The sequence below is a fragment of the Nocardioides sp. CPCC 206347 genome, assembly GCF_048654605.1.
In the GTDB taxonomy this organism is placed as follows: domain Bacteria; phylum Actinomycetota; class Actinomycetes; order Propionibacteriales; family Nocardioidaceae; genus Nocardioides.
The window spans coordinates 328,294-348,044 of sequence record NZ_JBMCYZ010000003.1; the positions used below are offsets into that span (position 1 = coordinate 328,294).

Genomic DNA, 19,751 nt, shown 5'->3' on the forward strand with positions numbered 1-19,751 from the left:
ACCTGCGGCCGACGGTTCCGTTCAGATCCCGATCCCGGGCCGCTGTGAGTGGCGTGCCGGCGGTCGACTCGATGCCGGCGTGCGCTGCTCGTCGCGTCGGCGAGCTGGTCTGGTTGGGGTGGGTCCGTAGCGGTCGATGTCGTCGAGGGCGCGTTCGCGGGCGTGGGCGGGGCCGAGGTCGGCGCGGTCGCGGTTGAACGTCGCGATCCATTGCTCGCGGGCCTCGTCGATCGATTCGGCGACGAGGTGAGCGGTGTTGGTGAGCCGGCCGCGAGTCATGGCGACGTACGTAGCGGCGGCGCCAGTGGTGTCGGTGAGGGCGAAGTGGGCATGGTCGACGGTGTCGCCCTGGGCGCCGTGAACGGTGGTGGCGTATGCGAGCTCGACATGGCGGGCGACGTACTCGGCCGGGAGCGTGCGGTCGCCTTGCCGGCCCGTCACCCGCAGGCCGCCGTTGCCGGTGATGCCGGTGACGGTCCAGGTGTCGCGGTTGGCGACGCCGAGGTCGCGGTCGTTGCGTCGGGTCGCGATCCGGTCGCCGATGTTGAGTGCTTCACCGCGGCTCGTGATGGCTGCGTCGCCAGTTCGGTCACCGGTCTGGTTGTTTCGTCGCTGGCGGATGGCGGCGTTGAGGTCGGCGACTTGGTCGCGGGTGTCGGCGATGACGGTGTGCCCGGTCGCGCCGTGCTCGGCGAGGGCGGCGGTGCGTTCGACGTCGGTGGGGTGGAGGACGATGCGTCCGGTGGCGTGGAGCTGGTCGAAGACGTGGACGGCGCGGTCGCCGGTGCGCATCAGCAGCGACAGTTCGGCGTAGGCGGGGTCGGTGAACCGGTGGACGGTGTCGAGCGCGACCTGGGCTTCGGGTGGTGTCCATCGGGTGGCGTGGTCGAGGATGCCGCCGCGGCCGACGGCGGGGAGTTGGTGCCGGTCGCCGACGAGCGCGAGGCGGGCGCCGGTCTCGTCGGCGATCGTGAACAGCGCGGTGGCGGTGTCCTGATCGAGCATCCCGGCCTCGTCGACCACGAGCAGGTCACCGGGCAGGAGCCGTGCCCGGACGTCGAGGGTATGGCGGTCGCGGCGCGGGTCGAGGGGTTCGCGTGTCCAGCGCCCGTCTGCATCCCAGCGGTACCCGTACTGGTGTGCGAGCCACGCTGCCGAGGATGCGGGGGAGCCGACCTCGGCCTCGGCGACCCGAGCCGCCTTCAATGTCGGTGTCACCACCACCAGCCGACGCTCCTGGGCTGCGAGCAGGGTCGCTGCCGCCGAGAGGGCGGTGGTTTTTCCGGCCCCAGCGGCACCTTGCACGACTGCCAGTGAACTGGTGCCGGTGAGCGCGGCGACCACCTGCTGTTGTCCAGGGTCGAGCCTGCGCCCATTCACGGATGGTGGTGCAGCCGCAGGCTGTCCGGGACGTTCAGCGCGGGCGATGATCCGGTCGATGAGGTTGGCCTCGACGGCGAGCACCTTGACTGAGGTGAGTGAGCGGATGTGTTCGGGGATGTCGGGGCGGTCGACCAGCTGAGGGCACTGGTCGATGGTGCGGGCGGTGAGGTCTTCGACCAGCTCCCTCCGTACGGCGGGTTCGGCGATGACGCCGGCGGCGGCGATGATGCGCTCGATCTCGCCGCGGATGTCGGCGCCGTTCCACGCCGACCGCCGCGCACCGAGCCGGGACAGGACGAGCTCGGTGACCGCGCCACGGTCGATGTGACCGACAGGTACGGCGTCGATTGCCGCCCCTTGATTCGGTGGTTGGAAGCCGAGGTCGTGGAGCTCGTCGCGCCACCGGTGGACGAGGTCGGCGCCGTCGGTCGGGATGACCTTGTCCGGTCGGGCTTCGGCCCACGCCCGACGGTCCCACGACCGTCGGAGTGCGGGCCCGGGTTCCTGGCCGGGATGGTCGGTTCGCCATTCGGCTTCGTAGCGGTCCCCGTGCCGGCCGATCTGCGCGGCGCGGTGGGAGAACTCCCCGGCGAACGGTGCGAGCTCGACGATGTCACCGGACTCCGCGTCGAGGGTGTACCCGTGCGCGGCGAGGACGCGGCGGAAGTCGGGGTCGCACATGACGGCGGCGTGGCCGATGCCGTTGATGGCCTCGATCGAGTCCACCACGGCGACAGAGTGCAGCCCCCGCCACCTGCCTTGGGCGAACACGCGGGCGTTGACCTGGAGGTGCAGGTGCCGGTGTGGATCCCCGGCGCGGGAGGTGTAGTGCCGCACCACTGCGGCCTCGAGCCGCTCGACCGGAACCTGGACCTGCAGCCCGCGCGGCCCGACTCGGGTGGTGGAGTGCTCGGCGAGCCAGCCGATGATCTCGGCCGCCGCACGATCCTGGGCAGCGTCGTACGCGTCGGCGATCTCGGGGTGGAGGGACGCAGCGAGGGACCAGGTCTTGGGTCCGTTGACGACTACCTCGACGAACCGCAGCCCCTTCTCGTCGGTGCGTAGGCGGCCTTTCGGGACGCCGTTGGTGTCGTAACCCGCCACCCATCGTTCGTAGCCGTCGCCGTCCAGTTCACCCGCTGCGGCCACATCCGTTGCCTCGTCGGGGGAGTGGGTCGCGACGAAGCGTTGGGCGATCCCGGATCCCTCAGCGAGGTAGTAGTCATCCGCCCGTGAGCGGTCGGCCTCGACGTAGTTGCGGGCGGCCTTGGCGCCGCCGCGGTAGAACTTCACACCACCATGCACGGTCTCGTTCACCGCCCGTCACTACTCGTCAATCACCCCGAAAACGGCGCACGGCCCGTCCCGGGGGACGGACCGAACTACGAACCTTCGTAGCATGCGTGCCGCTCGTGAGAAGACGGAGTTGGCGAGGTTCGCGACAGCGGTATCGGAAGTCGGCAAAGTTCGGCGTCGAATGACCGACTACGGAGGGCGGGCGGGGCTGCAAGGGCCGTTGGATCGCCGGAGGAGGCGGCCCCGGTGCGTGCGCGACGTCGCGGTGCGGCCGTCGGGTCACCGACCTCGGGCGGGGTGCTGCGCCTGACGAACCCTGATCACCTCTGGATGGCGTCGACCCTACGTCGCCGTGGCAGGCCTGCGAGGCCGCCGGTCCGCGCGGCGCGGCCGCCGACTGTCGCTCGTGATCGCCGAACTTTCAACGATACCTCTCCAAGAGAGATTGAGATCACATTGCGGTGGCAGAATCGATCCTGCTTAGGTTAGGCGCTCCTAAGTCTGAGAGATTCCTGTGAAAGAGGTCTTGTCGTGCATCGTCGCTTCGCGTCCACCACCGCCATCGCAGTTCTTGCCGCCGTCGTGCTCGCCGGCTGCTCCAAGGAGGACGACACCACTGCTGAGGGCGACCACGACGCCTCGGCCGTTCCGGCGGGCGTGACGAAGCAGTACGACGTCCTCGCCGATGAGCTTGCCGAGAAGGGCCAGACGGTCGAGTCGGGCGAGTGGACGGTCAACCTGATCACGGAGGCGGCCGAGCCCTGGCACACCGTGCACAGCGGCGGCCACACCGCCTACCGCGACCCCGCCAAGGGTGAGACCAACCACATCGAGATCATCCCGGTCGAGACGGCGACCGGACGGATCGTGCCAGACGTGCCGATCACCCTCGCCGTGCTCGATGGTGCGGGCAAGGTCGTCCAGGAACTCGAACTGAACTTCTACTACTCGACGTTCTTCCACTACGCCAACAACTTCTCCATCCCCGAGGCCGGCAGCTACACGCTGCGGGTCAAGGTCGAGGCGCCCACCTTCAACCGCCACGGCGACGCGGACGAGACGCCGCCGCTGGCCGAGGGCGTCGAGGTCGAGTTCACCGACGTCGAGCTCGGTCCGCAGTGAGCAGTACGCTCGACCTGCCGCAACCCACGCCGCTCGGACCGGCCGCAGGGCCGGAGGCGCCCTTGGCGCCGACACCACCCGTCCGAGTGGGGCGGGTGGTGTGGGCCGGTTTCGGGACAGCGGCGGTCGTGGTCGGCGCGCTCGCAGGCGGCTGCGTGTGGACCGCCGCGCACCTCAGCTCGTCTCCGACGGTGCACGCCGTCGCACTCTTCGCCCACCTGGCCGCCCTGATCGCCGGCTTCGGTGCCGTCCTCGCCGTCGACTGGATGGCCTTGCTGTGGCTCACCGGTCGCCGCAGCATTGAGGCCGTGCTGGAGGCCGCAACCTCGGTCGCGATCCCGATCTGGCTTGGGTACGCCGGCCTGGTCGGCACCGGGATGCTGCTCGAGCCGGACCTCGCCAGCACCTGGACCAAGATCAAACTGGCGCTAGTGGTGATCATCGGCGTGAACGGGGTCGCGGCGGCAGCTGTCCACCACGCCATGGTCCGGCACCCGTCACGGGCTGCGATGATGCTCGGCGCCGTCTGCGCGACCTTGTCGCAAGCCTGCTGGTGGACTGCGACCGCGGTCGGCTTCGTCAACGCGCACTGACGGACTGAGCCCACCGCCCGCACCTCCTCAGCAGGGCGAAGCGCCGTCGTCGAGATCCCCCGAGGAGTGACATCGAGGGCCTCCGGCCTCACGCCGGGCGCGAGGAGTTCGGCCGTCCACCTGCAAAACTGGATCGCCGATGAATCTGCCCGATGGCCGGACGCCCGGACGTCCAGACGATCGGGCGGGCGGGCGACACGTCCCGTCGTGCGACCGGGCGGGCCCGACGGTTGGTTGGGCCCGCGCCAAGAGCGATGGGGCGCCTTCGGGCGCGGACCTCTTGGTGCTGCCGATGTGGGGACGTCAGCACCCGTGGTCATGGTCGCACGCCAGCGTGTTGAGCGTGGGCCGCGGCGCACTCGAGGGTGATCGTGTCCCCGGATTGGTCGGAGCCCAGCTGTCTCGTCCCGGCCCAACCCTCGGCGGTAGAGCACGGCGGGACACTGATCGCAGGGCGAACTCGCTCGGCACGGTCCTGCCGGCTTCGTGGTCAACGCACACGGGTTGCCACGAGTGCTCGTGCGACGGCGGCAGGATCATGGCGACAGGGGCGTTCACGGTGCCTCCGCGCCATGCCCTCCCATCACTGCTGAGCGTCAGTACGTGCGGCGATCGACGTGGTGGACGTCGTCGCGTCGGCGCCACGGCGGGGCGTACAGCAGCGATACCACGATGGCGATGACACCGGCGATGATCAGAATGGTGCCGAGGGCGCCGTCGTCGATGAACTGCAGGTCGACGGTGATCACGTCGAGGACGAGGATCAGCCCCAGGACCAGGAGGACGATGCCGAGTCCGATGTACATGTCATTTCCCTTCGTCGTGTCAGGTCAGGGCGAGGACCAGCGGTGCGGCGATGGCAACGATCGTCAAGACCAAGACGAGTCCTGACGTCTCGTGGGCTTCCGCCGGGCCGCGGTCGTGCTGCTGGACGGTCATCGTTGTTCCCCCTTTGTGCGGGCGGCTCGCCCGATGTCGTGGAGGTACCCCGCAGGTCTGGGGTCATCCGCTGGTCGGGATCCCGGCCTCGGCGTCAGGAGCGGGCAGTGGGGCGAGGGATCAGGTCCTTGTGCGGGTGTGCTGAGTTGTGCCCAGCAGAATCGCCGCAGCGGCGACCTGGACGATTGCGACGATCGCGGCCAGGGCAGCGGCGTGGTTCTCCGCAAGGGCTCCGGCCAATGCCCCGCCGGCGATCGCGCCCATGCCTTGGACGGCCGCGAACACCCCGTAGGCCGTCGCCCGCCGGCCGTCGGGCACGAGGTCGGCCACGAACGCCTTGACTGTCGAGTCGAGGACACCTGTCGCCACCGCCCACGCTGCGATGCCGGCGACCACGATCGCCAGCCGGTCATCGAAGGCCAGCGCCGGGACGACCGCCACGAGGGCGGGTACCACGAGCAGCACACGACCGCCGATGCGGTCGAACGCGAAGCCCGTCGCCAGCGCCGCGACGGCCTGCACTGCCATGGCGGCGGCGTACACCAAGGGGACTGCGGCGACCGCGATGACGCCGTCCTGCACCAGGTGGAAGGAGATGATCCCGAAGGTCATCAGCCCCGCGGTCATCAGGGCCGCAGCAACCGAGAACAGGTGGAACGCTGCGGGCAGTCCGGCTCCGAACGCGCTGGCACCCCACCGTGCAGGACGAGGGCTGCTGCCGTCTCCCGCGGCGTCGTCATCGGGTGGATCGGCGACCGCAATCGGCGCGCGGCGACGGAGTCGGGCCAGCAGCAGCAGTGACAGGGCACCGGGAATCGCCAGGACCGCAAACCCCGGCCACAGCAGCCCGGTAGCCGCTGCGATGCCCGAAAGGAGCAGCGGGCCGGAGAACGCGCCGATCTGGTCGAGAGCCTTGTGGACGCCGAACCCCCGGCCCCGGCCGGTGTCGGTGGCTAGCCGTGCGAGGAGTGCCGACTTCGCGGGGCTCCGGATGGCCTTGCCGGTGCGCTCGAGGAGAATCAGCGCTGCGGCGGTTGCCAACCCGGCCGCGCCGAGGAACGGGGTGACGGCAAGCAACGGCACGCACACGGCTGTCAGCGCGTAGCCGATGACGGTCAGTCGCCAGTGCAGGCGGCGCTGGTCAGCCCATGCCCCGGTGAACAGTCGCAGGATGAGGGCGACCGCCTCGCCTGCGCCGGTGACGACACCGACGACCAGCCCCGAGGCGCCGAGTGCACCGAGCAGCGGTCCCGACATCGACCGCATGCCCTCGTAGACCATGTCCGCGGCCAGGCTGACCAGGCCGAAGGCGAACACAGATCGCCACGGCGACCAGGTCGTGCGATCACGACGACCAAGGCGGGCCGGCGGATTCAGCTCGTCTTTCACGTTAGGTGAGCCTAACCACTGCCGCCGTTACCGCAGGCAGGGGCCGTCGTCGCGTAACACTTCGGCGGGCTGGGGGCATGAAGCCTGTGTACGGCGGCAAATGGTCGCCGCGAGGGAGGTAATCATGCGCAAGCTCACCCCGTTCCGCACTGCGGCAGCCGCGTTCGCGGTCGTGCTCGCCACCGTCGGCGGTGCGTACGCCGTCGGCGCCGCTACTGGCGACGACCACGACCAGGCCGGTGTCGAGGACACCACCACCGACCTGCCCGAGACCGACGAGACCGACGAGGTCGAGACGGACGAGGTCGAGACGGACGACGTCGAGACGGACGACGTCGAGACGGACGACGTCGAGACGGACGACCCGGAGACCGACGACGTCGAGACGGACGACGCCGGCGCTGCCGATGATCTGGGAGAGGACAGCGACGACCAGGGCGAGGACGGCGACGACCAGGGCGGCCACGCCGACGACCACGGTGACGATCGCGGTGACGAGGACGGGGACGACGCCTCCGAGGTCGACGATCACGGCGACGAGGGTGACGGTCACGAAGACGAGACCGACGACTCCGGCCACGGCACCGACGACGAGGCGCCCGGGGGCGCGGACGACTGATTCTCCGGCGAACGAACGGTGACGGCCCCGGGGAAGGCACAATGCGTTCCGGGGGCCATCACCTGCCTCCACCAGGAGAACGACGAGCATGGACCGCCTACCTGAGCTGAGCCCGCCCATCCCGGAGACGCCGGCCGATCCGGCCTTCGTGGCACAGTTGGCGCTGGCCGCCCGCGCCTCCCTGCCCGGCACGGGCCCGACATTGCCGGTGCCCCGCCACGGATGGGCAGCCGCGCTCGCGGCAGCCGCTGCTGTCGCGGTCGTCACAGGCGGTGCGGTTGCGCTGTCGGCTCTCGACCGCGATGACGAGCCGTCGCCGCTCCCGATGACGACGACCACCCCGACCGGCGAGACGTCCGTCCCGGCACCGGCCACCGATTCCGGTGGCGCGGTGGACGGCGACATGTCGGCGCCGACCGGCCGTCACACCGACGACTCGGGCGCCGGTGACACGGCACCGGACTCGGGCGGCGCAGATCAGTCCGCGGATGACGACCGGACTCGGGATCCCGATGGTGGGGATGATGACGAAAGCTCGGGTGATGACGCAGGCGAGGAGCAAAAAGCCGGGGACGGGAGAGACGACGCCCGCGGTTCGGAGGAGGCGGGAGAACCCGACGACGACGTCAGCCGCGGCGAGGACGGCGGTGACGACACCACGGGTAGTAGCGACGCGGGTCCCGGTGCCGGTGCCACCGCGGAGGACTGAAGCGACGAAGCGTGGCAGAGGACGAGTTGATCGCTCGGGCTCGGGACGGGGACCCGGACGCGTGGCGTGAGCTGTACGAGAGCCTTACCGGCCGGCTGCTGGTGTGGCTGAAGGCGCGCCCCTCGGGGGACGTGGCCGCGGCGCCGGAGGACCTCGTCTCCCAGTCCTGGTTGGTCGCTGCGCATTCGATCGCGGACTTTCGTGGTGACCGGGATGCGTTTGCAGGCTGGCTGTTCGGCATCGCCCGCAACCATGCGGCGTCGGCTCGCCGTCGTACCCTTCGGCGGGCGACAGCGCCGACCGAGCCGATCGGTATCAGTGAGCTGCTCACTGGCGACGGGGCGCCGGACCTCGCAGACAAGGTGGCGGGAGCTGAGTGGACCAGGGCAGTGCTGGCCACCCTGCCGGAGCGGGAGCGCGAGGTGCTGAGCTGCACGGAGGTCGCTGGGCTCAGCAGCCAACAGACCGCCGTGGCGCTGGGCATGACCGCCACCGCCGTGCGCGTCGCCCGGCACCGCGGCCTCAGCCGCCTGCGCCGCACCGTCCCCGAGGTGTCGCCCACGCCCGGATGACAGCGACGGGGGGCGACTCCTGTTCAGGCGTTCGACGGCCGACGTTCAGTCGCCACTCCTCGCCGGACGTCGGCAGCGATGGAAGAGTCGGAACGCCTCTCGGGAAGGCTCCCCGGAGGCCTCCGCCCCTCCCGAAAGGTCCTCGATGAAGGTCAGTCTTCGCGCGCTCACGGCTGCGCTCGCCGCGTCCATCGCGTTCGCTCCCCTCGCACTCACGGCGCCGGCGCACGCAGCCGTCGTACCCTCCCAGGGCTCGGCCACCCAGCTCGACGTCGGCAACTGGAACGTCGAGTGGTTCGGCGACACCGGATTCGGCCCGACCAACGAGTCACTCCAGCAGCAGAATGTCCGCGACGTCATGGCCGGCGCCGACATGGACGTGTGGGGTCTCTCCGAGGTCGTCAGCACCTCCGCGTTCACCAACCTCGTCGCCGGCATGCCCGGCTACACCGGCGTCCTGGCGAACGACCCGATCGTGACGAACGGCCCGCAGTACTACTCCGACTTCAGCAACGCCGAGCAGAAGGTCGCCCTCGTGTGGCGCACCAACGTTGCCAGCCTGGTGAGCGCCAAGGTCATCCTGACCAACCAGAACAGCAACTTCGCCGGTCGCCCGCCCGTGGAGTACACGCTCCGGGGCACCTTCGACGGAGTGACCAAGGACCTCGTGTTCATCGTGCTGCACGCGAAGGCGGGCTCCACCTCGGACGCCTGGAACCTCCGCAAGCCCGCGTCCGATGCCTTGAAGTCCTACCTGGACACGACGTACCCGACGCAGAACGTGTTCGTCATCGGTGACTGGAACGACGACGTGGACACGTCCATCACGTCCGGGATGGCGACGCCGTACGCCAATTTCGTCAACGACTCGGCGCGCTACAGCTTCCCGACGCGCGCGCAGTCACTCGCCGGTGTCGCGTCGACCACGGACTACCCGGACTTCATCGACCACCAGCTCAACACCAACGAGGTCAACGCGAAGTACGTCCCGGGCTCGGCGGTCGCGTTCCACCCCGAGGGCTGGGTCGCCAACTACGCGACCACGACAAGCGACCACTACCCGGTGCTCGCGCGGTACGACTTCACCATCGGCGGCGGGGGCGGCGGCAACCAGCCGCCCACCGCGTCGTTCACGCACTCCTGCACGAACCTCGCCTGCACCTTCACCGACGCGAGCACCGACGCCGACGGCACGATCGCCTCGCGCAGCTGGGACTTCGGCAACGGCCAGACCTCGACCGCGACCAACCCGTCCGTGACCTACGCCGCGGCAGGCACCTACGCGGTTTCCCTGACCGTCACCGACAACGGCGGGGCGAGCCACACGACCACCCAGAACGTCACGGTGACCGCGGCCGGAGGCGGGCCGGCCAACGTCATCCTCAACGAGGTGCTGGCCAACGAGCCGGGCAGCGCCACCGCGGGCGAGGCCATCGAGATCGTGAACAACGGCGGCACCGCCATCTCGATCGCCGGCTGGACGCTCCGGGATGGCACGGCCCTTCGCCACACCTTCGCGGCAGGTACGACGCTGCAGCCCGGCAAGGCCATCACCGTGTTCGGAGGCGCCTCGAGCATCCCCGGCGGCATCGTGGCGGTGCCGGCCAGCACCGGCGGGCTCAACCTCGCGAACGGCGGCGACTCGGTGAGCCTGCGCGACTCGGGCGGCGCCACCATCCAGTCGATGACCTACACCCCGAGCCAGGCCAGCTCCGACGGGGTCTCGATCAACCGCAGTCCCGACGGATCGACCAGCGGCACCTGGGTCCAGCACAACACCATCAGCACGCTGACCCGCTCGCCCGGACAGCGCGCCAACGGAACGACGTACTGACACCAGCTCGGTAAACGCGGCCTGCTCGGTTGATCCCGAGCGGGCCGCGTTGCGTTTGTGAGCGAAACCCATTCCATTGCAACGACTCCATGCCGGCGGTCGTTGCTAACGTGGGAACACACGTTCGATTCGTTCGTCGAGGAGGACAGGATTCCCACCCTCAGCATCACCGAGATCGCGGCCCGCTACGGCGTCAGCCCGACCTTTCTTCTGGAAGCGTTCCGTCACCTACAGCTAGCGAGTCCCCGCGACAGCGAGGATTCCTACGTCGACGGCTATTACCTCGACTTCTTTGCCCGACGCTGGGCCGACCGACTGCGACGAATGACCCCTGAAGAGCGCGCGAACCTCGGACCAGCTGACGCCCGCCTCGATTCGGCCTACGGCGAGGTGTGTGACGAGCTCGGGATCGACCTTCGAACTGCAGACCTCTACAGGCTCGAGCTTCGGTGAGCGACCACGGGGAGCGGCGTCCCGGGTGTCTGCGGCCAACGAGGCGCGGTTGAAGGAGATTGCAGCCCGCTTCGCACGGCCGCCCGCCACGCGGCTCCCGCTGCCCCCGCGACGCCGAAGGCGCTTGCCAGAGCAGCAGTTGGTCGAGCGACCGCGAACCACGTCCTGGACCCAGAGCGGAGTCGATCAAGCCGCCGAAGCGATCTGGCGCCGGGCGGGCCTGGGCGACGACGATGCTCCCATGGCGCAGAGGCTGCTCGACAAGGGAATCCTTCCGGAGGATCTCAACCTGATTATCCGCGGTCGGCGCGCCTCGGCCCGCCTGCGGGGAGGAGAGGATTCCTTTGCCAACCTCGTGGCGGAGATCAGGGAGGCTCGGTCCGCCCCCGATCGGAAGATCGTTCGCCCGGACACCAAGAGCGTTACCCGCAGGCCGAGCCGGGCGACTCCGGACGATCGTGGCGCCGAAGCAGGCTGACCGCTGCATGCGCTCCAGTGCGGCAGCCTTCATCGGAGGTCACCTTGACGCCACCGTCGTCGACCTCACGTAGATGATCGCGACACGTGTCGTGGGTGGTCGGTCCGCAAAAAGTCCGCAAACGGCCACGAAGCGGCACTTTGAAGCCAACAACGACAAACGTCACTCTTGCTGCGTTTGCGCAGGTCACAGGCGCTTCTCCGGCATCGTTCGGCAGTTGTCGACAGTGCCTGGAATCCCGTCGAATCGTCCCCCTGGTACTACTGAGGCGCGGATGCTGGTGTGATCGAGGCGCGGCCTGACGAGTCGGTGTGCGTGCCCCGTGTCCCCGGCACCAGTCTCTCCGCCTGCCGTCACCGAGCCCGCCTCTTCCTCTCGGAGTAGATCCATGCCCCACCACCGTCTCGTCCTGCTCGCCCTCGTCGTGCCGCTGGCCCTCAGCGCCTGCGGAGGTGGTGCCGACAACGAGAGGTCCGCTGACCCCGCTGGCGTGCTCTCGGCGGAGGCTCTCGATGACGCCCTCCTCCAGAGCGGCTCGACCGTCGGCGACGCCGAGGTGGGTCCGGAGGATCTGCCCGGGCTCGCTGACGACCGGGTGGCCGACCCGGAAGCGTGCCAACCCCTCTCCGCGATCGTCGACCTGGATCCGGAGCCCGTCCGGTCCGAGCGGGTGCAGGCGAAGACGCCGCGGCTCGGTCCGTGGGTGAACGTGCAGCTGCTGACCTACGCCGACGACGACGCCGAGCAGGTGTTCGCGCTGGTCGAGGACGCCCTCGAGGCCTGCGCCGGCGGTTTCGCCGAGGATCGGGTGCGCGACGTCGCGATCAAGATCGTCGTGCCGGAGTCCGTGTCGGACCGCGGTGACGAGGCGACGGCGTACGCCACGGTCTCGACCGAGGTCGACGAGGCCGATCCGGTCGAGACCATCGAGCACATGGTGCTGGTGCGCGACGGCCAGCAGTTGCTGTCGTTCCGTGCAGCGAGCGCCGGCGACGACGGGGGCGCCCGGGCGTTGCTCGCGGCGGTCGTGGACGCTCAATGGAAGCGGTACGCCGACCGCGAGGCTCCCGGCCACTGATCTGGGTCGGGAACCTCGCAGCCTGCGCGTCAGAACGGGGCCGGGAACACCACGGAGCACCGCATCGCCGGAGCGTTCTCGGGATCCAGCGCGCGCCTGATCAACAGGTTGACGTTGGGGTCGACCGCCATGGCGAGGTGGCCCGAGAAGTCGAACCCGCACTTGTCCTGCAGGACGATGTTGTTCACGCCCGGCTCGTCGATCCGGCCGTTGGAGTACGGCGTCACGACGGTGTCGTACTTCGACATGATCGAGGTGTAGGTGACACCAGGAACCGTGAAGCCACCCGCCGCCAGGTCGGTGAGGAACTGGTTGGGCGCGAGGAACTCCAGGCAGGACGCGCACTGTTCCCGGACGAACTGGGTGACGGCGGGCAGGAGCGGCATGGCTGCGTTGATCAGCGTGGTCAGGCCGTTCAGCGTGCTGCCCTTGACGTTGGTGCCGAACCCGGCGAAGTGCTTGACCTTCGCGGCCCCACCTTCGAACTTCAGGTAGTAGGTGGCGACCGTCGTCCCCTCGGAGTGGCCGACCAGGTCGACCTCCGCGGCACCGGTCGCCGCGAGGACCTCGTCCACGAACTCGCCCACCTCGACGGCACTGGTGCGCATCGAGCCGAGTCCTCCGACGAGCTCGCCGAACAGGCCCTCGCCGTAGGTCGTCGAGTACACGCAGTAGCCCGCGGCTGCGAGCTTCGGCGCGTGGTAGAACCAGTTGGTGACCGCCTGACCGCCGAGTCCGTGCAGCAGGACGACGGGCTCCGGGTGGGCCGCGCTCGGCTGGCAGGACCAGTCGTTCCATCCGCTGCTGGGCGCAGCCGCGCTGGTGGCCTGGGCCGAGGTGACGCCTGCTCCCGACAGGATCGTCACCATCGCGGCCGCTGACACCAGCGCCATCTTCTTGAACATCTTCATTTCCGCTCCCTCTTTGGTACTTCGCTCAGAAGGCGAAGCAGTTCATCTGGACGGGCCCGCCCTTGAGCGCGTCCACCACGCCGTCGACCACGACGGCGTCGTACGTGATCGAGAAGTGGTCGGCCCAACGCCAGGCGGCGCACTGCGACTGCACGGTGACGTTGGTGATGTTGCCGTCGCCTGCGTTCAGGAAGGCGTTCTCGTACGGCGTCGTGACGCTGTCGTACTCCGTGGCGATCGCCGTGTAGCGCACCGCTCCGATGGTGTCGTCGCCCGCGTTGAGGGCGGTGAGGTACGAGCTGCCGATCGCCTGCTGGGCGCAGCCGACGATGGCGAAGCAGCTGCCGCCGCCCCACTGGGTCGCGAGCGAGGCGACCTGGGTGCCGTAGTTGGGCGTGCCGTACATGACGAGCGAATCGACCTTCGCGTCTCCGCCGAGCGTCTTGACGTAGTCGCGCGCCATCACGCCGCCCTGGGAGTGCGCCACCAGGTCCACCTTGGCGGCCCCGGTCTCGGCCAGCACGTCGTCGATGAAGTCGCCCAGGCGTGCGGCGTTCGCGTGGATGTCGCCGGTCCCGTAGTCGGGGGCGGCGAACACCTCGACGTCGAAGCCAGCGGACACGAGTCGCGCCTGGAGGTAGGCGTAACCGACCTGGGCGGCGCCGGGCCCGTTGCCGAAGAGTCCCGGGACGATGACGACCGGATCGGCGGTGGCGGCCTCGGCGGGGGCCGTGACGGCGAGGACGGGGGTGGCGGTCAACATCCCGGCCGCCAACAGGCCGGCCAGCGTCTTGCGGAGCGTCATGGGTCTTCTCTCTTTTGCCGTGACAGGTACATGACGCCGAGTCTCCCTGTGCCCTTGCTCCACCGACATCGGCAGTTTGCCCACCTTTTCGGTTACCGTGCTGTGAGGTCATCACAACAAAGGAGTGTGGATGGAACTCGACGGGGACAGGCTCGAGGAGTTGATGCGGCGCCACCGTCGCCAGTTCGTCGACGCCGGCACCCGCGCCCTCGCCGCCGAGATCGAGCCGTACGCCGCCGTGCCGGGCGAGCTCCTGCACGGGGACGTCGCCAGGACCATCCGCAACAACATCGAGCTGTTCATCACGACCATCGCCACGGGCGAGTTGCCGGCGCCGCACGATCTCGAGGAGATCCGGGTCTCCGCCGCCCGGCGGGCCGAGGAGGGCCTCTCGCTCGAGATGATCATGGCGGCGTACCACCTGGTCGCACGGGTGGTCGTGCAGCGCCTGGCTGTCCTCGCCGGGCAGGAGCACGTCTCGCTGAGCACGGACCTGGTGGGGCGGATCACCGACTTCCTGGGCGTCGTCAGCGCGACCGCCGCCGGGGGATTCCTCGAGGAGCTCCAGCAGATCGAGACGGGCTCGCGCACGGTCGCCGACGGCATGCTCGAGTCCCTGCTGACCGGTGCCCCGCGCCCGGCGCTGGAGACGTACGCCCTGGCCGACGAGTACTCCGTCCTCGCCCTGTCGATCGCCCGCCATGCTGACGAGCTCCAGCCGGGGGTCGACGCCAGCATGGCCGCCCGGCGCAAGCTGCGCAGGGTCCGTTCCCTGCTGCGCGAGGTCTGCGACGGGCAACAACCGATGGCCTCGCTGACTCCTGCCGGCGGGCTCGCCCTCATCCCCCTCACGCCCGGCATCGCCGACGGGAAGGCACTCACCGAACGGCTCGAGGACGTCGCCCAGGCGCCGGTGACGGCCGCGGTGACCACGGCGGCACCCGATGACATCGCTGCTGCAGCACGGTTGACGAGGGAGGTCCTCGACGTCGTCCTCCTCCTGGAGCGACCGCCGGGCACCTACCGGCTGGAGGACGTCTCCTTCGAGTACCAGGTCACCCGTCCGGGCGCCGCGAGAACGGCCCTCGCCCGGATGCTCGCCCCCATCGGGGACGACCCCCTGCTCGCCACCTTGCGCGCCTTCCTGGCGACGGGCGGCAACCGGCACCGGACCGCGCGCCTCGTGTCAGCGCATCCGAACACCGTGGACAACCGCATGAGGAAGCTCGCCGGCCTGACCGGCTACGACCCCACCCGGCCCGACGACGCGACCCGCCTGCGGATGGCACTGCTCGCCAGGGACGCGGAAGCGCGCAGCTGAACGAGGACAGCAGGCGAACGCGCACCCCAGAAAAGAAAAGTGGAAGTTCTTGCAAGGTCAGGCAGAGCCGGCGCTCTTACCCACACGAGCCCGGCAGACGTCCGGAGCGACCATCTCACCTCCAAGGACACGCCATGACCACCAGCACCGCCTTCCGCTTCGCCGCCAAGTTCGCCCTCGTCGGCGCCACCGCCGTCGTCGGCCTCACCGCCACCGGCACCGCCGCCCAGGCCGCCCCCTGCACTGACGGCAACATCATCGTCGCGAAGGCCGGCGTCACCACGTACGGCACCGCCTGCGCCGACAAGATCTACGGCACCTCCGGCAACGACACGATCTTCGCCTCCGGCGGCGATGACGAGGTCCTCTCCGGCACCGGCGCGGACACCGTGTACGGCGGCAGCGGCGCCGACGAGATCTACACCGGCAGCGGCATGGACCGGGTCGAGGGCGAAGCCGGCAACGACTTCATCATGGGCGGCACCGAGAACGACTCCATCAACGGGGGCGCCGGTGACGACATCATCCGCGGCGAAGAGGGCAACGACACCCTCTACAGCTGGGCCGGCGTCAACGTGAACGACGGCTCCGACGACCTGTACGGCGGCGACGGCAACGACTACCTCAACGGGTACGAGGGCGTCGACTGGGTCGAGGGCCAGTACGGCGACGACACCATCGAGTCGCACGAGGTCACCCCGGCCTACGACCACCTGGTCGGTGGTCAGGGCAAGGACAAGTTCGCCGTGAAGGACGCGATCGAGCACAGCGCGGCCAACCGCGACAACGTCGACGTCGACAACTTCGACCCCGCGGTCACCAACAAGAACGCCGAGGACACCTTCCACTGATCCAGCGGATGCCCCTTCCGGACGCTCACCTGCGCTCGGCACGCACCAGATGCGTGCTGAGCGCAGGGGAGAGCCGTTTTCGGGCCGGCGGCGTGGACAGCGAGCTGCCGTCCTCTTAATCGCTGTTAGTCTCCTGAGTTAGTTCACTTAACGACGCGCTGGAGATGACCGTGGAGAAGACACGCACCCGCCGAGCCGACCTCCCGGTTCAAGCGCGTGGTCGTCGCGCGACGGACATCACCGCCGACGTACTGCGGGTCGTCCTCGACCACGGCCCCGTCGCCCGGAGCACGGCGGCCAGGGTGGCCGGTTACTCGGCGGCGTCGATGACCGGCGTGGCGAACCTGCTGATCGACAAGGGCCTGCTGCGCGAGGCGCCCGAGGCCGCCGGCCCGCCGGGAGTCGGACGCCCGCACGTCCCGCTGGCGATCGACACCGAGTCGACCGCGGTCATCGGCGTCCACCTCGCCGTTCCGCGCTTCACGATCGCCCTGCTCGATCTGCGTGGCCGCGTGCTCCGCGAGCACAAGCACGAGTACGACGACCTCGACCCCGACGCCGTCCTCGCCCAGGTCGCGGGGTCGGTCCGCGGTGTGCTCGCCGACGCCGAGGATCGTCGGATCCTGGGGATCGGCGTCGCCACCGGCGGCTGGGTGGATGCCGCGCGCGGGCTGGTGGTCGAGCACCCGCTGCTCGGCTGGTCGGACCTGCCGGTGCGGGACCGCCTCGCTGCCGAGACCGGGCTGCCGGTGGCGATCGACGGCCACTCGCGGGCACTGGTCCGCGCCGAGCAGCTCTTCGGTGCGCACGTGGACCGGGCGCGCTCGAGCATCGTCCAGCTCTTCGTCGGCAATGTCGTCGACGTCGCCTTCGCGACGGCGGGCAGTGTCCAGCAGGGACCGCGGTCGGCGGCGGGTGCGGTGGCGCACCTCAAGATCGACGACAGTGCCGAGCCGTGCGCCTGCGGGAAGGTCGGCTGCTTCGAGGCGGCCGTCTCCGAGCGCACGCTGGTTCGCCGCGCGCTCGCCAACGGCTCCATCGACCGTCCGGTGTTCCGCGACCTGCTGGAGGCCGCGGTCGACGGCGACCAGCGGGCAATCGCGCTCCTCGAGGAGCGGGCCCGCCTGGTCGGTCGTGCGGCCGCGATCCTGCTGGACCTGTTCGATCCGGACCTGCTGACCGTGGTGGAGGCGGGGGAGCGGTTGTTGCCGCAGTGCCGCGCGTTGTTGCGGGCCGAGCTGGCCGCCGGGTCCACGGCGGGCGCGGGTTCCGGGCAGGTCGTCGCCGGCACGAGCTTCCCCGACCACGTCCTCGCGACGGCGGGTGGTGCCGTGATCCTGGACCGCATCTACGCGTCGCCGACGGCTGTTCCCGGCCGTTTCTCGCGAGCGTCCTGAGGGTCTGTGACGGGCGTCTCGTGAGTTTCCTTATTTCACTTCCGTGCATTGTTGCGCGAAAAGTCTAGTGATCTAGTCTAGTTACATGACCACGACAACTCGGGCACTGAGCAGTGAGGCCGTGACCGCGGCTCCCGCACTCATCGGCGCCCCGTCGTGCTGTCGTCCCTGTCGCGGGGTCGACCGTCGCTGTCGCTGTTGCTGACCGACGCTCGACCCTCCTGACGCCGAATCGGCGTCGTACGACCTCGTGGCGCTGTCCCGCCGCGGCCGGCGCAGTCCTCGTGCGCCCCGGCGTCCTGCCGCCCTGCCCCTCTCGCGCAACCACCCAGGGAGTGACGACATGTCCATCCTCTCCACCGACCCGATCGGCTCCGGCCTGATCGACGTCCCCACGTTCCGGCGCACCTTCCGCCACCATCCCGCCGGCGTCGTGGTCATCACCCTCGACGCCGGCAACGGACCCGCCGGCTTCACGGCGACGTCCCTGACCTCGCTCTCCGCGGACCCGCCGCTGGTGAGCTTCGGCATCAACACCCGCTCGTCGAGCTGGCCCCACGTCCGTGACGGCAGTACGGCGGTCGTGCACTTCCTGGGTGCCGGGCATGAGGCCGTCGCGCGGACCTTCGCGACCAGCGGCATCGACCGCTTCGCCGCCGCCGACTGGGACCGGCTGCCGACGGGCGAGCCGGTCCTGGCGGAGAACGCCGGCTGGCTCCGCGTCCGGTTCCAGCGCCAGCTCCCGACCGGCGACTCCCGCCTCGTCGTGGCGCTCGTGGAGGAGGCACGGATCCCGGACGGCGACACGACTGCCGACGGATCCCGCCTGCTCTACCGCGACGGCGCCTACCACTCCCTCTGACCCCTCTGATCACCCGAAAGAAGCCATCGATCCCCATGACCACGCAGTCCCCGCTCAACCAGCTCGACCAGCTCACCCGACCCGCCCGTCCGGGCCTCCAGCGCCGCGGCTTCCTCAGCCTCGCCGGCGGCGCCCTCCTCGGCATGACCGCACTGAGCGCCTGCGCCACCGCGGACGGCGCCGACGTCGCGAAGGCCCTGAAGGAGCCGCTCGCCACCGGTGCCCCCAAGGCCGGCACCAGCCTGAAGATCGCCGGGCGCACCACGCAGCTCCAGCTGGAGGCGGCCGGGTCGGCGATCGATCCGCTCAGCTTCAAGGTGGAGGAGTGGATCAACGCCACCGGTGGCCCGGAGGTCATCCAGGCGTTCCGCGCGAAGGCGGCCGATGTCGCCAGCAATGCGCTGATCCCGCCGATCCAGGCCCACGACATCAAGCTGGACACGAAGGTCGTGGCGGTCCTCGAGAAGCCCAAGCCGACGTACGTCTTCGCGACCGCACCGGGCACCGACATCAAGACCTTCGCCGACTTCAAGGGCAAGAAGCTCGCGTTCTCCCAGGGCCAGGCCCAGGGCGTCGTCCTGCTCCGCACCCTCGACACGGCCGGGATCTCGTACGACGACGTCGAGCTCGTCGCGCTGCCGAGCAGTGACTTCCTCACGGCCCTGCAGGGCAAGCAGGTCGACGTGGCCGTCCTCGGCGGCCTCGACTCGGCCAAGTACATCGACGACTACGGCCGCGACGGTGCCCGGGCGATCAAGGCGGAGGAGGTCGACCTCCTCACGATCCTGTGGGCGCCGACGGCGGTGCTGGCCGACGACAACAACGAACGCGCCATCCAGGACTACATCCGGGCCTGGGCGCAGGGCCAGGTCTGGGCGTGGGAGAACGCCGAGGAGTGGAAGAAGTTCTACTACGTCGACACCGAGGGCCTCTCGCCCGAGGACGCCGACAGGATCTGGGAGTCCACCAACCAGCCGTTGTTCCCGAAGAAGTGGGACGACGCCGCGGCGTGGGGCCAGCAGACGATCGACCTGATCGCCAAGGGCGGGTTCGTGAAGAAGTTCGACGCGGAGGAGCTCTTCGACCGTCGCTTCGAGGGCCTCGCTGCCACCTTCGTCGACGCCAAGTACACGAAGTGA

General features: G+C 69.7%; 19 protein-coding genes. 14 read left to right on the forward strand and 5 right to left on the reverse strand.

Going from position 1 to position 19,751, the window contains the following annotated elements:
• Positions 1 to 21: 21 nt before the first annotated feature.
• Positions 22 to 2,700 carry a MobF family relaxase gene (mobF, locus tag ACOACQ_RS13195; RefSeq protein ID WP_420288455.1) on the reverse strand — a complete coding sequence of 893 codons (2,679 nt, stop codon included), beginning with the start codon at positions 2,698 to 2,700 and terminating at the stop codon, positions 22 to 24.
• 510 nt (positions 2,701 to 3,210) lie between these two features.
• Here mobF and ACOACQ_RS13200 point away from each other — a divergent pair.
• Together ACOACQ_RS13200 and ACOACQ_RS13205 are read left to right on the forward strand one after the other, a co-directional pair.
• On the forward strand, positions 3,211 to 3,801 hold the full coding sequence (locus ACOACQ_RS13200) for an iron transporter (RefSeq protein WP_420288456.1): 591 nt from the start codon (positions 3,211 to 3,213) through the stop codon (positions 3,799 to 3,801).
• Positions 3,798 to 4,394, forward strand: coding sequence for a hypothetical protein (locus ACOACQ_RS13205; protein ID WP_420288457.1), 597 nt, complete (start codon positions 3,798 to 3,800; stop codon positions 4,392 to 4,394). Before ACOACQ_RS13200 ends, ACOACQ_RS13205 begins: the two co-directional genes overlap by 4 nt.
• A 596-nt stretch (positions 4,395 to 4,990) precedes the next feature.
• Here the strand turns inward: ACOACQ_RS13205 and ACOACQ_RS13210 are convergent.
• Positions 4,991 to 5,200, reverse strand: a complete 210-nt coding sequence (locus ACOACQ_RS13210; RefSeq protein ID WP_378596896.1) for a hypothetical protein — start codon at positions 5,198 to 5,200, stop codon at positions 4,991 to 4,993.
• Positions 5,201 to 5,453: 253 nt separating this feature from the next.
• On the reverse strand, positions 5,454 to 6,722 hold the full coding sequence (locus ACOACQ_RS13215) for an MFS transporter (RefSeq protein WP_420288458.1): 1,269 nt from the start codon (positions 6,720 to 6,722) through the stop codon (positions 5,454 to 5,456).
• Positions 6,723 to 6,846: 124 nt separating this feature from the next.
• Between ACOACQ_RS13215 and ACOACQ_RS13220 the strand changes: the two genes are divergently transcribed.
• The 7 genes from ACOACQ_RS13220 (at position 6,847) to ACOACQ_RS13250 (ending at position 12,465) form a co-directional block, all read left to right on the forward strand.
• Positions 6,847 to 7,341, forward strand: coding sequence for a hypothetical protein (locus tag ACOACQ_RS13220; protein ID WP_420288459.1), 495 nt, complete (start codon positions 6,847 to 6,849; stop codon positions 7,339 to 7,341).
• An 88-nt stretch (positions 7,342 to 7,429) separates the two neighbouring features.
• Positions 7,430 to 8,050, forward strand: a complete 621-nt coding sequence (locus ACOACQ_RS13225) for a hypothetical protein (RefSeq protein ID WP_420288460.1) — start codon at positions 7,430 to 7,432, stop codon at positions 8,048 to 8,050.
• 11 nt (positions 8,051 to 8,061) lie between these two features.
• A complete protein-coding gene (locus ACOACQ_RS13230; protein WP_420288461.1) occupies positions 8,062 to 8,622 on the forward strand; it encodes an RNA polymerase sigma factor in 561 nt (186 codons plus the stop codon).
• Between the two features lie 145 nt (positions 8,623 to 8,767).
• Complete coding sequence (locus tag ACOACQ_RS13235) at positions 8,768 to 10,456, forward strand: lamin tail domain-containing protein (RefSeq protein WP_420288462.1); 1,689 nt, start codon at positions 8,768 to 8,770, stop codon at positions 10,454 to 10,456.
• A 57-nt stretch (positions 10,457 to 10,513) separates the two neighbouring features.
• On the forward strand, positions 10,514 to 10,909 hold the full coding sequence (locus tag ACOACQ_RS13240) for a hypothetical protein (protein WP_420288463.1): 396 nt from the start codon (positions 10,514 to 10,516) through the stop codon (positions 10,907 to 10,909).
• 241 nt (positions 10,910 to 11,150) lie between these two features.
• The gene (locus ACOACQ_RS13245) at positions 11,151 to 11,387 is read left to right on the forward strand and encodes a hypothetical protein (protein WP_378599585.1); all 237 of its coding nucleotides are present in this window, start codon (positions 11,151 to 11,153) and stop codon (positions 11,385 to 11,387) included.
• Positions 11,388 to 11,775: 388 nt separating this feature from the next.
• The gene (locus tag ACOACQ_RS13250) at positions 11,776 to 12,465 is read left to right on the forward strand and encodes a hypothetical protein (protein ID WP_378599588.1); all 690 of its coding nucleotides are present in this window, start codon (positions 11,776 to 11,778) and stop codon (positions 12,463 to 12,465) included.
• A gap of 29 nt (positions 12,466 to 12,494) precedes the next feature.
• Here the strand turns inward: ACOACQ_RS13250 and ACOACQ_RS13255 are convergent, their stop codons facing one another.
• Positions 12,495 to 13,376 carry an esterase/lipase family protein gene (locus ACOACQ_RS13255; protein WP_378599591.1) on the reverse strand — a complete coding sequence of 294 codons (882 nt, stop codon included), beginning with the start codon at positions 13,374 to 13,376 and terminating at the stop codon, positions 12,495 to 12,497.
• A 25-nt stretch (positions 13,377 to 13,401) separates the two neighbouring features.
• Positions 13,402 to 14,181, reverse strand: coding sequence for an esterase/lipase family protein (locus ACOACQ_RS13260; protein ID WP_420288464.1), 780 nt, complete (start codon positions 14,179 to 14,181; stop codon positions 13,402 to 13,404).
• Positions 14,182 to 14,311: 130 nt separating this feature from the next.
• Here ACOACQ_RS13260 and ACOACQ_RS13265 point away from each other — a divergent pair, with 130 nt between their 5' ends.
• From ACOACQ_RS13265 to ACOACQ_RS13285, 5 genes are all read left to right on the forward strand, one after another.
• The gene (locus tag ACOACQ_RS13265; RefSeq protein ID WP_378599596.1) at positions 14,312 to 15,502 is read left to right on the forward strand and encodes a PucR family transcriptional regulator; all 1,191 of its coding nucleotides are present in this window, start codon (positions 14,312 to 14,314) and stop codon (positions 15,500 to 15,502) included.
• Positions 15,503 to 15,636: 134 nt separating this feature from the next.
• A complete protein-coding gene (locus ACOACQ_RS13270) occupies positions 15,637 to 16,353 on the forward strand; it encodes a calcium-binding protein (protein ID WP_378599599.1) in 717 nt (238 codons plus the stop codon).
• Positions 16,354 to 16,523: 170 nt separating this feature from the next.
• A complete protein-coding gene (locus tag ACOACQ_RS13275; protein WP_420288465.1) occupies positions 16,524 to 17,750 on the forward strand; it encodes an ROK family protein in 1,227 nt (408 codons plus the stop codon).
• A gap of 343 nt (positions 17,751 to 18,093) precedes the next feature.
• On the forward strand, positions 18,094 to 18,612 hold the full coding sequence (locus ACOACQ_RS13280) for a flavin reductase family protein (protein ID WP_378596720.1): 519 nt from the start codon (positions 18,094 to 18,096) through the stop codon (positions 18,610 to 18,612).
• Positions 18,613 to 18,647: 35 nt separating this feature from the next.
• Positions 18,648 to 19,751, forward strand: a complete 1,104-nt coding sequence (locus ACOACQ_RS13285; protein WP_420288466.1) for an ABC transporter substrate-binding protein — start codon at positions 18,648 to 18,650, stop codon at positions 19,749 to 19,751.

Coding starts and splice junctions, on each gene's coding strand:
- ACOACQ_RS13210 (WP_378596896.1), bottom strand. CDS start 5,200: ATGTACATCGGACTCGGCATCGTCCTCCTGGTCCTGGGGCTGATCCTC.
- ACOACQ_RS13220 (WP_420288459.1), top strand. CDS start 6,847: ATGCGCAAGCTCACCCCGTTCCGCACTGCGGCAGCCGCGTTCGCGGTC.
- ACOACQ_RS13225 (WP_420288460.1), top strand. CDS start 7,430: ATGGACCGCCTACCTGAGCTGAGCCCGCCCATCCCGGAGACGCCGGCC.
- ACOACQ_RS13235 (WP_420288462.1), top strand. CDS start 8,768: ATGAAGGTCAGTCTTCGCGCGCTCACGGCTGCGCTCGCCGCGTCCATC.
- ACOACQ_RS13245 (WP_378599585.1), top strand. CDS start 11,151: ATGGCGCAGAGGCTGCTCGACAAGGGAATCCTTCCGGAGGATCTCAAC.
- ACOACQ_RS13250 (WP_378599588.1), top strand. CDS start 11,776: ATGCCCCACCACCGTCTCGTCCTGCTCGCCCTCGTCGTGCCGCTGGCC.
- ACOACQ_RS13255 (WP_378599591.1), bottom strand. CDS start 13,376: ATGAAGATGTTCAAGAAGATGGCGCTGGTGTCAGCGGCCGCGATGGTG.
- ACOACQ_RS13260 (WP_420288464.1), bottom strand. CDS start 14,181: ATGACGCTCCGCAAGACGCTGGCCGGCCTGTTGGCGGCCGGGATGTTG.
- ACOACQ_RS13265 (WP_378599596.1), top strand. CDS start 14,312: ATGGAACTCGACGGGGACAGGCTCGAGGAGTTGATGCGGCGCCACCGT.
- ACOACQ_RS13270 (WP_378599599.1), top strand. CDS start 15,637: ATGACCACCAGCACCGCCTTCCGCTTCGCCGCCAAGTTCGCCCTCGTC.
- ACOACQ_RS13280 (WP_378596720.1), top strand. CDS start 18,094: ATGTCCATCCTCTCCACCGACCCGATCGGCTCCGGCCTGATCGACGTC.
- ACOACQ_RS13285 (WP_420288466.1), top strand. CDS start 18,648: ATGACCACGCAGTCCCCGCTCAACCAGCTCGACCAGCTCACCCGACCC.